Below are 15,227 nucleotides of genomic sequence, written 5' to 3' on the forward strand. Positions count from 1 at the left end.
CTGTGCGATAAGCCACTGCGAAGGGAGACGACATGGCAGACGCACCGCAGCGTACGCACGCCGAGCCGGACGAGGAGACGATCCAGCTTGCCACCAAGCTGTTCAACTGCGCCCGACAGGGCGATGTGGAGACCTTTGCCGAGCTGCTGCCGCAGGGCTTGCCGCCCAACCTGCGCAACCACAAGGGCGACAGCCTGCTGATGCTGGCCAGCTACCATGGCCACCACGAGACGGCACGACTGCTGCTCGAACATGGCGCCGATCCCGAGCTCGGCAACGACCAGGGCCAGAACCCGCTGGCCGGGGCCGCTTACAAGGGTGACCTGGCGATGGTGGAGCTGTTGCTCGCGCACGGCGCCGACGTGAACGGCTGCGCCCCGGACGGCAAGACGGCGCTGATGTTCGCCGCCATGTTCGACCGCGTCGAAGTGGTCGACTGCCTGCTCGCCCACGGTGCCGGCCGCGAAGCACGCGACAGCCGGGGCATGACCGCCCGTGACCTGGCTCAGGCCATGGGGGCCGAAGCGGCTGTGGGGCGTCTCGATGAGTAGGGAATTTTGAGTCGGAGCCGTGTTAGTAAGGGATCATCAGAATGACACCCGACACCAGCGCGAACAGCAACACGCCCTGGCGCAGTCGCCTGGCGTCGATGCGGTGGTGTGTCACGCGGCTGGCGGCGCTGCCGATGATCAGCGGCGGCAGCAGGTAGAGGGCCCAGAGCAACTGGTCGAGGTGAAATTTGCCCGCGGCGGCCAGAATGATCAGCGAGATGATCTCACCGACGAGGAAGCAGCAGGCGATGGTCGAGCGCAGTTCCGGCCCGGGTCGATGCTGGTAAAGCAGCGCCAGGGGCGGGCCGCCGACGCCGGTGGCGGTCTCGGTGACGCCGGTGATGACGCCGACCGAGGCGCAGGCGCCTGCCTTCGGTTGGAACACCGGGGCGAACAGGGCGGCGAGCACGGCGATCACCGTCGAGGCGCCGACCACCTGGTTGAGACTGTCGGCGCTCAGGATGACCAGGATCCACAGGCCGATGAAGGTACCGGGCAGGCGACCCAGGCTGATCCAGCCGACCCCTTTCCAGTCGATCGCCTCGCGTTCGCGCAGGCCGACGTAGAGATTGAGCGGCAACATCAGGATCAGCAGCGCGATCGGCAACAGATCGGGGCGCAGGAACCCCAGCACCGGAGCGACGATCAGCGCGAAGCCGATGCCGATCGCGCCCTGTATGAAGGCGGCGATGCCGGTGGCGGCGGCGATGATAACGAAGACGACGATCTCGTTCATGATGGACGAGCCGCTCCTGCGGTCCGCTCGTCGTCGATCTCCTGATTTCCTTTGATCGTTGCCCGGTGCGCCGACGATGGCGAATGCACTCGGTAGATCGGCGCGCGTTCCACCGCGGCGCCGGCCACCTCGCGCACCTCGGCAAGCAGCGCGCGGGCATCCCAGTCCACCGGCCAGCCCTGCCACAGGCGCAGCCGACCGTTGGTGAACACGGCCTCGATCTGGTCACGATTGCCATAGCGCACCAATTCCCAAGGACGATCCCAGGACGGCGTCATCTCCGGCACGTCGAGATCGACGAGCAGGAAGTCGGCGGCCAGGCCCGGGGCGATCTCGCCGGTCAGCCCCTTGAGTCCCGCCGCGTCGGCACTGGCACGGGTGGCGTGGTCGAGCCACAGCCAGCCGCCGCCGCAGGACGAATCTCCGGTCGTCAGGCCGACGGTCAGGCGCTGGCTGGTCTCGGCGGCATCCATCAGGCGGAAGGCGTCGCTGCGCGTGCCGTCGGTGCCCAGGCCGAAGCGGATGCCCAGCGCGGCCATCTGAAGTGCCGGCGCCACGGCATTACCTTTCCAGGAACTGGCGACCGGATTGAAAGCCACCGCAGTGTTGGTGTCGCGCAAGAGGTTGAGCTCCGTTGGCGTCACCAGGGTAGCGTGGGCGACCAGCGTCTGCGGCCCCAGCGCACCCACCGCGTGCAGATGCTCAAGTGGGCGTTGACGCCGCGCGACCAGCGAGCGTTCCACCGCCTGGAGGTGCTCGTTGACGTGGGTCTGGAAGATGGCGCCGCCCTCGGCGCACAGTGCGGCCACGTCGCGGAGCATGGTATCGCTGGCCACCTCCGGTATCGATACCGCCAGCGACGGCGCGACCAACTCATGCCCGCCCCAGCGGGCCAAATGCCGCTCGGCCTCGCGACGGATCGCGGCGCCATCCTTGATCACGTCCTGGCCGCCCAGGTCGTTGCAGATGAAGCCGAGCACGCAGCGCAGGCCGGTCTCCTCGGCGGCCTGGGCGATGCTGCCGATCTCTGCCGAGGCGCGGGTGCCGGCGTCTACCGCAGTGGTGAAGCCACCGCGCAGCGCCTCCAGCGCGGCGAGCTTGGCCGAGAGGTGCAGCATCCTCTCGTCGAGGCTGGCCTCGAGCGGGACCCAGATACGCTTGAAGATTTCGGAGGGCTCGCCAAACACCAGCGACTTGCCCAGCGATTGGGTCAGGTGATGGTGGGTGTCGATGAAGCCAGGCATCAGCAACTTGCCCGGCAGTTCGATCGGCGTCAGTTCGGGGTGGCGTGCGAGCAGTGCCTCGCGCTCGTCGATCTCGGCGAACTTACCGCCCGCGACGAGGGCCGCCTTGCCCTTGGCGCAGCCACTCTCGAGCAGTATTTCCTCGGGGAGCAGCAGAAGGGCGTCGGTGTCGAAAATTTCGGGGGAAAGCTTCCCCTTGCCCACGGCGTCGTGGGCCAGTGACTGAGTGTACATGAGGTTCCCTTTCTACTTGCTCTTGACGTGTTCGCTGGCGAGGTCGGCCTGCTCGGTCGCCGGTGCTGCATTGCGCGAATGGCCGAGGTGGTGGAATAGGATATTGACCAGCACCGCCGTCAGCGTGCCCATGGCCAGGCCGTTGCCGAGGATGATCTGCAGATGCTGAGGGAAGGCGCTGTAGAAGCCGGGCACGACGATGGGGATCAGGCCCATGGCCAGTGCCGCGGCCAGTGTGAACATGTTGCCGTGCTCGTTGAAATCGACTTTGCGCAGGATATTGATGCCCATCACGCCGATGATCGCGAACACGATCACCGCGGTACCGGCGACCACTGCGGTGGGCAGGGTGGCGGCCAACCGGCCGAGCGGAGCGAGCAGTGCCAGCACGACCAGGATAATGCCGGCCGCCACGGTCACGTAGCGCGAGCGCACGCCGGTGGCACGTACGATGCCGATGTTCTCGCCGCTAGTAATGATCAGCGAAGTGCCGAAACAGCCGCCGATCAGCGAACCCAGCGCGTCGGCACGGATGTTGCGCGGTACCAGCGCGCGCGAGTCGCCCTTTTTCTCGACGATCTCAGCGGTGGCCATGGTCTGGCCGGTGGCCTCGGTCATCGACACGACGCTGAAGATGATCAGCGGCAGCGAGGCGAAAATGTCGAACTTCGGCATGCCGAAGGGGAACAGCGACGGGAAGGCCACCACCGGGCCGGACAGCACGTTGTCGAAGCTCATCACGCCAAGCAGCGTGGCCACGGCCGCGCCGGCTACCAGCCCCAGCATTACGGCGATGCGCTGCAGCACGCCGGTAAACACACGGGCGAAGATGACGATGAAGCCCATGGTAAGCAGCGCCAGGACGATGCCGGTCATGTTGGCGAAATCCGGTGAGTCCGGCTTGCCGGTAATCAACCCGCCAAAGATGCGGATCAGATTGACCGCGACCAGCAGCAGCATGGTGCCGATCACGATCGGTGGAAAGTACTTCAGGACTCTGGTGAAAAACGGCAGGGCCAGAAAGTAGAACAGCCCGGTGAGAATAACCGCGCCGGTCGCCGTCTGTATGTCGGTGGCCTGGGCGATGGCCAGGAAGATCACGATCGGCGCGCCGCCCGGCACTTGGACAAAGGGCAGCCGCGCGCCGATGCCGAAGGGGCCGAAGGACTGCAGCAGCGTGCCCAGGCCGCAGGCCAGGAAGGTCGCGCTCATCAAGGCAACCGTGACGTCGCTGTCGAAGCCCATCGCCCGGCCGACCAGAAACACGGCGGTGATAGGCGCAGCGGCCATCACCAGCACGTGCTGGAATCCGTAGAGCATCATCGAGTGCAACGGCAGTTTCTCGTCCACGGGCTCGACCGCTGTCGCATTAGGCTCGGTGGGATCGTGTGTCGTTTTCATGGCTAGCTTCCTCTGTAATTGTTGTCGCCGCTCTACGAAAGCTAGCGCCGCCCGACTGTCCTGGTCCATAATAAAGTTTCGCTCATTTTGTTGCCGAAAAGGCAACGGTCCGCCTGCTCTGGATGATTTGCTATGCAGTTACTGCTGACCTCCCTGCGCTATTTCGAGGAAGTCGCCCGCCAGGGGTCGCTGCGCAAGGCGGCGGAACGGCTTCACGTTGCCGCCTCGGCGGTCAACCGCCAGATTCTCAAGCTCGAGGGCGAACTCGGCGTGCCGCTATTCGAGCGCCTGCCCCGGGGGCTGCGGCTGTCACCGGCGGGGGAGCTGATGCTCTATCAGATTCGCCAATGGCAGCGCGACGAGCGCCAGATGCTGGAGACTCTGGGCGACATTCGCGGCACTGGCTGCGCCGAGGTTCGAATCGCCACCATCGAGTCGCTGACTGACCAGCTGTTGCCGACCCTGTTGCGAGGCTTCAAAGAGCGCTTTCCCAGGGTGCGTTTCGTGCTGACCACCGGCCTGACCGAGACGATCCTGGAGCAGGTCGCCACCGGCGAGGCCGATATCGGCATCTGTATGAACCCACCGGTGACGCGGCGGATTCGTTTCGATCAGGCGGTCGAGCTGGGCTTCGGCGCGGTGATGGCGCCATCGCATCCGCTGGCCGAGAAGGAGACGGTGCGCCTGCGTGACTGCCGTCACTACCCGGCAATTTTACCTAGCGCCGAGATGTTTCACGGCTCGACCCTAGAGCGGACACTTGCCCACTCGGACATCGACCTCACGCCACTGGCCGGCTGCAACCGAATCTTGACGATCAAGTCGCTGGCGCGGGCCAGGTTGGGGGTAGCCTTTCTCAATAAGCTCGATATCGCCCGTGAGCTGGAGCATGGGGAGTTGGTATTCAAGCCGCTGCAAGATCGGAACATCGCCAAGGCGCAGCTGGTGTTGTGCAGCGCCGCCGAGCGTTCGCTGCCGTTGGCGGTGGCGGTGCTGGCGGAGGAGTTGCGGGAGGCGCTGCTCGGTATCGAGCCCAAGGATGATGGCGATATTCCGAGGGCGCCGGGGGATGCGTAAACGCAAACGCCCGCGGCCATGGCCGCGGGCGTTCTCTCGCAGGAAGTAGCGCTTAGCGCCAGCCGACGCGATCGAAGATACGAATCGCTTCCGGGTTGTTCTCGCCCAGGATGCTGACGTTGAGGTCGTCCTTCTTGAACTCACCCCACGACTCCAGCGTCTCGCTCATCTTCACGCCTTCCACGACCGGGAACTCGTAGTTGCCGGCGGCAAAGATTTCCTGGGCCTCGTCGGAAGCCAGGAACTCGAGGAAGCGGATGGCGTTCTCGCGGTTGGGCGCGCCTTCGACCACACCGGCGCCGCCGACGTTGACATGAGTGCCGCGGTCGTCCTGGTTGGGGAACAGGATGTCCACCTTCTCGGCCACTTCGCGTTCGGCGGCATCCTCGGACTCGAGCAGGCGCACGTAGTAGTAGTGGTTGGCCACGGCCAGGTCGCACTCACCGGCAGCCACTGCCTTGATCTGATCGGTGTCACCGCCCTCGGGATCGCGCGCCATGTTGTCGACGATGCCCTGGGCCCACTCCTCGGCAGCCTCGGCACCGTGGTGCTCGATCATCGAAGCCAGCAGCGACTGGTTGTAGATGTTGTTCGAGGAGCGAATGCAGACTTCACCCTCGAAGCGCGGATCGGCCAGATCCTCGTAGGAGGTGATCTCGCTGGGGTCGATGTTCTCGGGATTGTAAACGATCGCCCGGACGCGCTGGCTGAAGCCGAACCACTTGCCTTCCGGATGGCGCATGGCCTCGGGCAGGCGCTCGTCGAGCACATCGGATTCGACGCTCTGGAAGATGCCGTCCTGCTCGGCGCGCCAAAGGCGACCGGCGTCGACGGTGATCATCACATCGGCGGGGCTGGCCACGCCTTCGCGCTGGATACGCTCGATCAGCTGGTCGGACTCGCCCTCCAGCAGATTGACCTCGATGCCGGTCTGCTCGGTGAAGGCCTGATAGAGCGCCTCATCCGAGTCGTAGTGGCGGGCCGAGTAGAGATTGACCTCTTCTGCCGCCGAGGCAGCGAAAGCCGAGCCGGCCAGTACGGCGGCGAAGGGAACGGTGAGACGATGGCGTGGGTTCATGGGCTACCTCGTTGACCTTGCGGGGCAAGGTTTTGTCATTGAATGAGAATACGTTGTATTAAAGTGATCGCTATTGAAGCGCTTTGCCGTGGGGGCGTCAAGCATCCCGCGCGGTACGGCGAAGAACGGCGAGCCGGTGCCATGACCCCGGGCAAACAAATGTGGAGAAGATGGCAAATGCGAGGAGATTCCAAACGTATTTGCTGGACATTTCGAGTAGGATGAGTAAAGCCAACCCTCTTTTTCAAGTCGCTTTTTTCTATGACTAGCCAATTGAAGCCAATGGACGCCGGAACGATCGCCTACCGTCAGGCTACCGCGCTGACCATGGAAGGGGTTCACCACACCTTCGGCAATCAACCCGCCGTGCGGGGCGTCGATCTCGAGATCGCTCCCGGCGAGGTGGTCTGCCTGCTGGGGCCGTCCGGCTGTGGCAAGACCACCCTGCTGCGCATCGCCGCCGGGCTCGAAGTCCTTCAGCGTGGGCGCGTGACTCTCGATGGCGGGGAGATTGCCGTTCCCAAGGGGCGTCACGTGCCCCCGGAAAAACGCAATGTCGGTCTGGCATTTCAGGACTCGGCGCTGTTTCCGCATCTCACGGTGCTAGAGAACGTCACCTTCGGCCTCAAGGGGCAGCCCGCGCGGCAACGCCGCGAACGGGCCATGGCGCTACTCGAACAGCTGGGCATGGCGGCTTATGCCGAGAACTACCCGCACATGCTCTCGGGTGGGCAGCAGCAGCGCGTGGCGCTGGCCCGGGCGCTGGCACCGGCGCCGCAGCTGATGCTGCTCGACGAGCCTTTCTCGAGCCTCGACGCGCGCCTGCGCGATCGCATTCGCGACGACACGCTGCACGTGCTGAAGAAGGTAGGCGCGGCGACGCTGCTAGTCACGCACGATCCCGAGGAAGCGATGTTCATGGCCGATCGCATCGCCCTGATGCGGGAAGGCAGCATCGTGCAGGTGGGTACCCCGAGGGAACTCTACTGCGCCCCCTGCGATCCCTTCGTGGTGGCCTTCTTCGGCGAGGTCAACGAACTCCAGGGCGTGGTACGAGGCGGGCGGGTGCAGACCCCGGTGGGACCGGTCGAGGCCGGCTGGCTACCCGAGGGCAGCCAGGCGCTGGTCATGATCCGCCCCGAGGCGCTGCGCATCACCGAGCACTTCGACCCCGCCCCCGAGCATCGCTACAGCCATGTGATCATGGCCAAGCTGCTGGGCCGCAGCAGCTTGCTGCATATCTGCGCCCATGGTGAGGATGGCCGCGAGGCTCACTTGCATGCGCGCGTGCCCGGCGTGTTCCTGCCCGCCGAGGGCCAGCGGGTCGATATCCATCTCGACCTGTCGCAAGTCTTCGTCTTTCCGTCAGCGGCTGCCGGAACCGGGCCGTGAGCGGCGCATCGCCAAGCTGAGCAGAACCACGGGAACGATGCCGACGACGACGATGGCCAGTGATGCCGTCGAGGCCTCGGCGAGGCGCTCGTCGGAGGCCAGGCTGTAGGCGCGCACCGCCAAGGTATCGAAGTTGAACGGGCGCAGGATGACCGTCGCCGGCAGCTCCTTCATCACATCGACGAACACCAGGATACCCGCCGCCATCAGGCTGCCACGCATGATCGGGGTGTGGATACGCTTGAGCGTGCCGGCCGGAGACTGGCCCAGGGTGCGTGACGCGGCGTCCATGCTCGGTGTCACCTTGCCCAGGCTCGCCTCCACCGTATTGAAGGAGACGGCCAGGAAACGCACCACATAGGCGTAGATCAGGATGAACGCCGAGCCGCTGAAGACCAGCCCCAGGACCTTGCCATAGTGCGCGTGCAGCCAGCTGTTGAGCGTGCTGTCGAGCCAGGCGAAGGGAATCAGGATGCCCACGGCGACCACCGAGCCGGGTATGGCATAGCCCATGGCGGCGATACGCGTGGCAAAGCGAATCGGGGGGCTGTCGTGCAGTCTTACCCCGTAGCTGAGCAGCACGGCGAGCCCCACGGCGATCGCCGCGGCGATGGTGGCCAGCGTCAGGCTATTCCAGGCGAACTCCAGGAAACGGATGCCGAACAGGGCGTCACCCTTGGCCATGGCCATATGAGCCAGCAAGCCGCAGGGAAGCACGAAGCCGATCAGCACTGGCAGGGCGCAGGCGAGCAGGGCGCCGGCGGCACGCCAGCCGTGCAGGCGATACTCAGGCAGCTGCTGGTAGCGGTTGGTGGTGTGGAAATACTTGCGCTTGCCGCGCGACCAGCGTTCCAGCAGTACCAGGGCAATGACGAAGAGCAGCAGACAGGCTGCGAGCTGGGCCGCGGCGACCTGCTCGCCCAGGCCGAACCAGGTGCGATAGATGCCGGTGGTGAAAGTGTCCACGCCGAAGAATTGCACCGCGCCGAACTCGTTCAGCGTTTCCATCAATACCAGCGAGACGCCACCGACGATGGCTGGGCGGGCGAGCGGCACGGCCACGCTGCCGAACAGGCGCCAGGGGCCGCGGCCCAGGGTGCGGCCCACGTCCAGCACGCATACCGATTGCTCGAGGAAGGCCGCACGCGCCAGCAGGTAGACGTAGGGGTAGAGCACCAGCGTGATCAGCGTGGCCGCACCACCCAGCGAGCGTATGTTGGGGAAATAGTAGTCGCCGTGGCTCCAGCCGAAGAGTTCTCTAAGCCAGCTCTGCAATGGGCCCGCGAACTGCAGGAAATCGGTATAGGCGTAGGCGATCACGTAGGTGGGCACCGCCAGCGGCAGCAACAGCGCCCATTCGAACAGCCGCCGCCCGGGGAAGCGGCACATCACCACCAGCCAGGCCGTACCGGTGCCGATCACCATGGTGCCGAGTCCTACCGTAACGGCGAGAATGAAGGTATTGCTCAGGTAGCGGCTCAATACGGTGCTGGCCAGATGCTGCCAGACGCCTTGGGTAGGCATGAAGACATGAGCGAGGATGGCGATGACCGGCAGCGCCACGAACAGGGCGATGGCAAGGATCAGCAGGGTCCAGGGGTTCAGGCGATGCGAAAGCCGGCGCGTCACGTCGGACAGGCCGGCAGCGGCAGATCGGAACAAGCGGGGACTCCCTTCACTGGCCCGGCTCGCGGAAGCAAAGAATGCGAGGTGGTAACGTCTGCGAATGATACCAGTCTGGGCTCGCTACTGCAGCCGGGTGTGCCTGACCGAGGTCAAGGCAAGGCGCCCGTATCCTGGGATACGGGCGCCGTTCGAGGGGGAGTCAGTAACCCAGCAGTACCGACGGCAGTCCCGTCACCAGCACCGGGAAGAAGGCCATCAGCACGCAGGCCAGCACGATCAATGCCACGAAGGGGATCACCGCCCGGTAGAGGTCGAGGGTCTCGACCCCCGGCGGTGAGACGCCTTTCAGATAGAACAGCGCATAGCCGAACGGCGGCGTGAGGAAGGAGGTCTGTAGCACCACCGCCACCATCACCACGAACCACAGCACGTCGACGCCCATGTCGGCGACGATCGGCAGCATGATCGGGAAGCTCAGCAGCACGATGCCGGTCCAGTCCAGGAACATGCCCAGGATGAATACCAGGAAAAACATCAGGATCAGCGCGCCGATGGTGCCGCCGGGCATGGCCATGACCACCTCGTGGATCACCTGCATGCCGCCGCCCCGTGAAAAGACGCCGGTGAACGCGGTAGCGCCCACCAGCACCAGCATCACCATGGTGGTGGTCTTGCTGGCATCGATCAGGGTGCGGTAGCAGGTCGAGAGCTTGCGGTCGCCGAAGATCAGAAACAGCACGAAGGCGATGAACACCCCGATGGCAGAAGCCTCGGTGGCCGTCGCGATACCGGTGAACAGCGACCCCAGCACGCCGAGAATCAGGGCCATCGGCGGCAGCACGTACTTGGCCAGCATGATCAGCAGCTCCCGGGTGGAGACGTCGGCGCGCTCCTCCGCCGGCACCGGCGGCCCGTAGCTCGGCTTGAAGTAGCAGATCAGCAGCACGTAGAGGGCGTACATCACGCCGAGCATCACGCCCGGCACCAGTGCGCCGGCAAACAGCGCCCCCACCGAGACCGGCGAATAGCTCGCCATCAGGATCAGCATGATGCTCGGCGGAATCAGGATGCCCAGGCAGCCGCTGGCCATGATCACCCCGGTGCTGAGCTCCTTGTTATAGGAGTACTTGAGCATCGGCACCAGCGCGATCATGCCCATCACGGCAATGGAGGCGCCGACGATGCCGGTGGTCGCGGCGAGCAGCACCGAGACGATGACCACGGTCAGCGCCAGGCCACCTCGCAGGTTGGCCAATAGCAGGCGCATCGACTCGAACATCTTCTCGGTGACGCCCGAGTCGTTGAGAAAGCGCGCCATCAGCACGAACAGCGGAATCGCCACCAGGACGTAGTTGTCCATGGCATTGCCGTAGATGTTGTTGATCAGGGTGCCGAGCACCTTGGTGCCGGGGCCGAGCACAGCCCCCAACACGGCGACGCCACCCAGCACGAAGGCCAGCGGGTGGCCCATGAACAGGCCGACGAGCAGGCCGCCGAACATGAACAGGGTGAGCATCTCGGGGCTCATGCGGCCTCCTTCTTGTTCAGTTCCTGTACGGCACGGATCACGATGGCGACGGCCTGCAGGAGGATCAGTACGGCAGTAACGACGATAACCGCCTTCACCGGGTAGACGGGGAGCGCCACCATGCCGTAGGTGGTCTCGCCGCGGCTGAAGGAGCGTGCGAAGAAGCTCCAGCCGTAGGTGAGCAGCATCCAGATGAACGGAATGAAGAAGATCAGGTAGCCGAGGATTTCGAGAGCGGCCTGCTTGCGTCGCGACAGCAGGCGCTTGAGCACGTCGACCTCGACGTGGGCATGATGGCGCAACGCGTAGGCCGCCATCAGCATGAAGTGGGCGCCGAACAGCATCTTGGTGACGTCGAAGGCCCAGTCGCTGGGACGCCCAATGAAGAAGCGCATGGCGATGTCGTAGATCACGATCAGGGTGATCACGGCGAGCAGCGGGGCGATCAGGCGTCCGAACCCCTCGTTGAGGGCATCGATGGCCCTGGCAATGGCAGTCATGGTGAGGATCTCGGATTCGGTCGGATCAAGCGCGGGTCGTGGGGTGTCGTAATGAAGCTCGATCGAGGGTGGGTCCGTTCAGGACCCACCCCGACCCGCCTACTGGTTCATGCAGGATTCGATTTCCTCCAGCGAAGGAAGGTCGTCGGTAACGCGGCTCATATTGTAGGGCACGGAGATGTCGCGCCAGTTAGCATAATGCTCCATATAGCTGATCATGGAGTGGTAAATCTTGGCGTGCATTGGATCTTCACAGGCGCCCTGGATGATGACCTCGTTGGTGATGCGCTGGATCTCGGCCAGGTCTTCCTCGGACAGCTGGTTGATCTCGGTGCCATCCTCCAGGAACTTCACCGTGCCGTCGGTGGACTCGCGCTCCGACCAAGCCAGCGACCAGGCCATGGTGGCTTCGGCAGCGATCTTAAGCTTTTCCTGAGTCTCCTCGGAAAGCGCGTCCCAGGCATCCTTGTTGATCATCACGCCGAACACGCTGGCGGACTGGTGCCAGCCCGGTACGGACCAGTAGTCGGCGACCTCGGCGAAGCCGGCGTTGTAATCGACTCCCGGGGTCGAGAACTCGGCGCCGTCCACCACGCCGCGTTCGATAGCCTGATAGATCTCGCCGCCCGCCAGGGTGACCTGGGAGCCGCCCAACTGCTCGAGGACCCGGCCCTGATCGCGGCCGGAAAGGCGTAGGCGCTTGCCTTCCAGGTCGGCCAGACTCTCGATCGGGGTGCCACCGCGGAAACCAGATTCATTGTTGGTGATGCCGTAGGGCAGGTAGACCATGTTGTACTGGCCGTAGACCTCCTGATAGAGATCCCAGCCGCCCCACTGCATGATCCAGTTGAGGTAGTCCACCCCGTTGAACAGGCTGGTGGTGGTTGCAAGCGGCGAAAAGGCGGGCGAGCGGCCGGCCCAGTAGCCGGGCCAGTCGCCTGCGGCCTCGATGCTGCCGGTCTCGGTGGCGTCGAAGACCTCGGTGCCAGGCATCAGCGTGCCGCCGGCGCGGAATTCGATCTGCAACTCGTCGCCAGCCAGCTTGTTGACCAGTTCCGCCCAGTGGCGGTCGATCTCGATCAGGTCCAGGTTATCCGGCCAGGTCGTGGTCATGGTCCACTGTTCCTGGGCCTGGGCGGAGGAGGCGAAGGTGGCCAGGGCAATGCCGGCTGCCAGGCCGCTCAGCGCGAATTGAGCCTTTCTCTTCATGTCGTGCTCCCTATGGGTCTTGTTGTCATGCCGCGATACGGGATCATCCTGTCGAGCGGGCGCGCCTCGGCGCGACAACGGCCTGCGGTGAGCCGCCCGACACTTTGGACAAGCTAGCATGTTGATGCAGCAGGAATCGATAGCCCGCTCGGCTTAGCGTAGCGGCTGGGAGAGCGTCGTGTCGGTTATCGACAACGCTTAATTAAGAAATTGAACATCAAGGATGTGGCTGTAATGCAAGGTAATCTGTGAGAGGCGAAGGATTCGCCACTGGCCAGCAAGGGGAGCCTGAGGCAATACCAAAGTCTTAAGATCATTGTGCCGGAGCACCTTCTCGACCGCTCTCGGGCCCGGCGCCTGCCATGGGTGCCACCAAGGGCACCGGGCACTGCAACCGGGAGCTTGCTATTGCAGGTTACATTGAGTGTGCCGTGTGCTCGCGACATCATGACCCATGGGCATGACACGCGCACCCCGCCGGGTGAACAGGAGAAATAAGTGGAAAACCGCAGCGTCCAACGATTGATGGATTGGTCCCACCAGTTGAGGGCCTGCGGGTGGCGCAGTCTGGTATGGCTCGCAGCCGATCCCGATCTGGCACGGTCGCGGGCGGTGGCGCTGTGGCGTGCACGGCGCTGGCGATCGCCCTGCTGGCTGTCTTCGGCCCCGCCAGCCGAGATCGACGCCTCGGCCTGGATCTCGGTCGGTCGCGCCCGAACGCAGCTGGGGCGGGAGCATGACCTGGTCGTTGTCGATGCGGTCAGCGAAGAGGCGGAGTTCGATCCGGATGCCTTCGGTGCCATCAGCGGTACGCTGCGTGCCGGTGGGCTCTTGGTGCTGCTCACTGAGCCACACGAGAATGCCGCTTCAACCGCGGCGAGCCGTTATCGACGACGCTTGTTGCGGCGCCTGTCCCAGGCGGCCGATATCGTGCATTGGCCGGCCGGTGCCGCGCCGACGTTGCCCGAGCTGTCCGACGGCGCACCCGAGGCATCCGAGTCGATCGACGACCCGGCGTGCCGTACGCATGACCAGGCGGAAGCTGTGGCGCGTCTGGTCGCTCTCCGACGTCGCCGCCCGTTGGTGCTGACGGCAGACCGCGGGCGGGGCAAGACGGCGGCACTGGGCATTGCCTGTGCCCGCTTGCTCGCGACGGGCCTGGAGGCGATCCATGTCACGGCGCCGCGCCCGGAGGCGGTAGAATCGCTGTTCGAACGCCTGACGGCGCTATGCCCGCAGGGAAGTCGGCAAGGCAACCGCTTCGTCGATGCCCATGGCCGATGGGTGGCATTCGTCGCCCCCGACGAACTCAGTGCCCGGGTCGAGCGCGGTGAGGCCGGTGGACCGGGCGCCTGGCTGCTGGTGGACGAGGCGGCGGCCATCCCCGCCGCGTTGCTGGCTCGATGGCTCGAGGCCTTTCCGCGTATCGCCTTCTCCACCACGCTGCACGGCTATGAAGGCTCGGGGCGCGGCTTCGCCCTGCGCTTTCGCGAGCGGCTCGAACGCTTGGCGCCCGACTGGCGCGAATTCCATCTCTCGGCGCCGGTGCGTTGGGCCAAGGGCGACCCGCTCGAGCGACTGGTCGGCGAGTTGCTGCTGCTCGACGCCGAGCCGCCGCCGGCCGTATCGGGAGCACAAGCGAGCTCGCGCCTGTGGTCGCGCGATGCGCTGTCGAGCGACGAGGCGGCGCTGCGCGACATCTTCGGCCTGCTGGTGCAGGCGCACTACCGCACCACACCCGCCGATCTGCGCCGCCTGCTCGACGAACCGGGCCTGCGCATCGCCACGCTGACCGCCTGCGAGCATACCCAGGCCGTGGCGGTATGCGGTGACGAGGGAGGTTTCGATGCGGAGCTGGCGGAGCAAGTGGCCCGCGGCGAGCGCCGCCTACGTGGCCATTTGCTGGCCCAATCGCTGGCGGCACATGCCGGTTGTCGCGAGGCTTTGATGGCGCGTCTGCGTCGGGTGCAGCGCATTGCCGTGCATCCCGCTCGGCGTCGCGAGGGGCTGGGCCGTCGTCTGCTGGAAGGCGAGCGCGACGCGGCACGTGAGGCGGGAGCCGATCTGCTGGGCGCAAGCTTCGGCGCCGAGACGGGGCTGCTGGCTTTCTGGCAGGCGCTGGGTTTTCGCACGGTGCGGCTGGGGCTGTCGCGTGAAACCTCGACCGGCGAGCACGCCGTGATGGTGCTTGCCCCGCTGAGCCCGCGGGGCGAGGCGATCGTCGCCGAGCTCACGGTTCGTTTCCAGCAGTTGCTGCCCGCGCTGCTGGCCTTCGAACTGGCCGCACTCGATCCCGGTGTGGCGGTGGCGCTGCTGAGCGAAGGGCCTCGCCCGGCGCTGGGCGAGGAGGAGCGGCGCGATATCGCCGATGTCGCCTTCGCGCGTCGCGAGCCGGCCTTGGCGCGTCCTGCACTGCAGGTGCTCCTGCGCCGGGCGGCGGTCGGCGGGGCGACGGCGGGGCTCGATTGGCTGGTGGCCTGGGCCTTTCAGGGGCGCGATTCGGCCTGGCTGGCTGCACGGAGGGGACTGCGTGGGCGCCGAGAGGTCGACAGAGGCTTGCGGGAGGGTGTTGCGGCGCTCTTCGCGAGCGGGGCGGCAGGCGACGAATGACTTTTCCCAGAAGCGAGGGCCCGGTAAGGTAGCTCGGTTAA

The 15,227-nt window shown here is 65.3% G+C and carries 12 protein-coding genes; 4 read left to right on the forward strand and 8 right to left on the reverse strand.

What is annotated here, in order from left to right:
- Positions 1-32 precede the first annotated feature (32 nt).
- On the forward strand, positions 33-551 hold the full coding sequence (locus tag CYJ07_RS13880; protein WP_104204306.1) for an ankyrin repeat domain-containing protein: 519 nt from the start codon (positions 33-35) through the stop codon (positions 549-551).
- Between the two features lie 22 nt (positions 552-573).
- On the opposite strand, the gene CYJ07_RS13885 is transcribed toward CYJ07_RS13880, so the two are convergent.
- The 3 genes from CYJ07_RS13885 to CYJ07_RS13895 are packed head-to-tail and all read right to left on the reverse strand — an operon-like array spanning position 574 to position 4,166.
- Positions 574-1,287, reverse strand: a complete 714-nt coding sequence (locus CYJ07_RS13885; protein ID WP_104204307.1) for a sulfite exporter TauE/SafE family protein — start codon at positions 1,285-1,287, stop codon at positions 574-576.
- Positions 1,284-2,765, reverse strand: coding sequence for an amidohydrolase family protein (locus tag CYJ07_RS13890; RefSeq protein WP_104204308.1), 1,482 nt, complete (start codon positions 2,763-2,765; stop codon positions 1,284-1,286). The genes CYJ07_RS13885 and CYJ07_RS13890 overlap by 4 nt, the downstream gene beginning before the upstream one ends.
- A gap of 12 nt (positions 2,766-2,777) precedes the next feature.
- Positions 2,778-4,166 (reverse strand): uracil-xanthine permease family protein, encoded by a 1,389-nt coding sequence (locus CYJ07_RS13895; protein ID WP_104204309.1) that lies wholly within the window; start codon positions 4,164-4,166, stop codon positions 2,778-2,780.
- Positions 4,167-4,298: 132 nt separating this feature from the next.
- On the opposite strand from CYJ07_RS13895, the gene CYJ07_RS13900 reads away from it, so the two are divergent.
- Positions 4,299-5,243 carry a LysR family transcriptional regulator gene (locus tag CYJ07_RS13900; RefSeq protein ID WP_104204310.1) on the forward strand — a complete coding sequence of 315 codons (945 nt, stop codon included), beginning with the start codon at positions 4,299-4,301 and terminating at the stop codon, positions 5,241-5,243.
- A gap of 52 nt (positions 5,244-5,295) precedes the next feature.
- Here CYJ07_RS13900 and CYJ07_RS13905 read toward each other — a convergent pair whose 3' ends face one another.
- Entirely contained in the window at positions 5,296-6,321 is a 1,026-nt protein-coding gene (locus CYJ07_RS13905; RefSeq protein WP_104204311.1) for a Fe(3+) ABC transporter substrate-binding protein, read from the reverse strand.
- Positions 6,322-6,603: 282 nt separating this feature from the next.
- Here CYJ07_RS13905 and CYJ07_RS13910 point away from each other — a divergent pair, with 282 nt between their 5' ends.
- The gene (locus tag CYJ07_RS13910; RefSeq protein ID WP_104204312.1) at positions 6,604-7,713 is read left to right on the forward strand and encodes an ABC transporter ATP-binding protein; all 1,110 of its coding nucleotides are present in this window, start codon (positions 6,604-6,606) and stop codon (positions 7,711-7,713) included.
- On the opposite strand, the gene CYJ07_RS13915 is transcribed toward CYJ07_RS13910, so the two are convergent.
- The 4 genes from CYJ07_RS13915 to dctP form a co-directional block, all read right to left on the reverse strand.
- On the reverse strand, positions 7,687-9,375 hold the full coding sequence (locus CYJ07_RS13915) for an ABC transporter permease (protein WP_104204313.1): 1,689 nt from the start codon (positions 9,373-9,375) through the stop codon (positions 7,687-7,689). The genes CYJ07_RS13910 and CYJ07_RS13915 overlap by 27 nt on opposite strands.
- A gap of 163 nt (positions 9,376-9,538) precedes the next feature.
- Entirely contained in the window at positions 9,539-10,867 is a 1,329-nt protein-coding gene (locus CYJ07_RS13920) for a TRAP transporter large permease (RefSeq protein WP_104204314.1), read from the reverse strand.
- Complete coding sequence (locus CYJ07_RS13925; protein WP_104204315.1) at positions 10,864-11,367, reverse strand: TRAP transporter small permease subunit; 504 nt, start codon at positions 11,365-11,367, stop codon at positions 10,864-10,866. The genes CYJ07_RS13920 and CYJ07_RS13925 overlap by 4 nt, the downstream gene beginning before the upstream one ends.
- Positions 11,368-11,466: 99 nt before the next feature.
- The gene (dctP, locus tag CYJ07_RS13930) at positions 11,467-12,576 is read right to left on the reverse strand and encodes a TRAP transporter substrate-binding protein DctP (protein WP_104204316.1); all 1,110 of its coding nucleotides are present in this window, start codon (positions 12,574-12,576) and stop codon (positions 11,467-11,469) included.
- A 498-nt stretch (positions 12,577-13,074) separates the two neighbouring features.
- Between dctP and CYJ07_RS13935 the strand changes: the two genes are divergently transcribed.
- Positions 13,075-15,186: a tRNA(Met) cytidine acetyltransferase TmcA domain-containing protein gene (locus CYJ07_RS13935; RefSeq protein ID WP_231489640.1), complete on the forward strand. Its 2,112-nt coding sequence runs from the start codon at positions 13,075-13,077 to the stop codon at positions 15,184-15,186.
- Positions 15,187-15,227: the final 41 nt, after the last annotated feature.

The organism is Billgrantia saliphila, from assembly GCF_002930105.1.
GTDB lineage: Bacteria > Pseudomonadota > Gammaproteobacteria > Pseudomonadales > Halomonadaceae > Halomonas > Halomonas saliphila.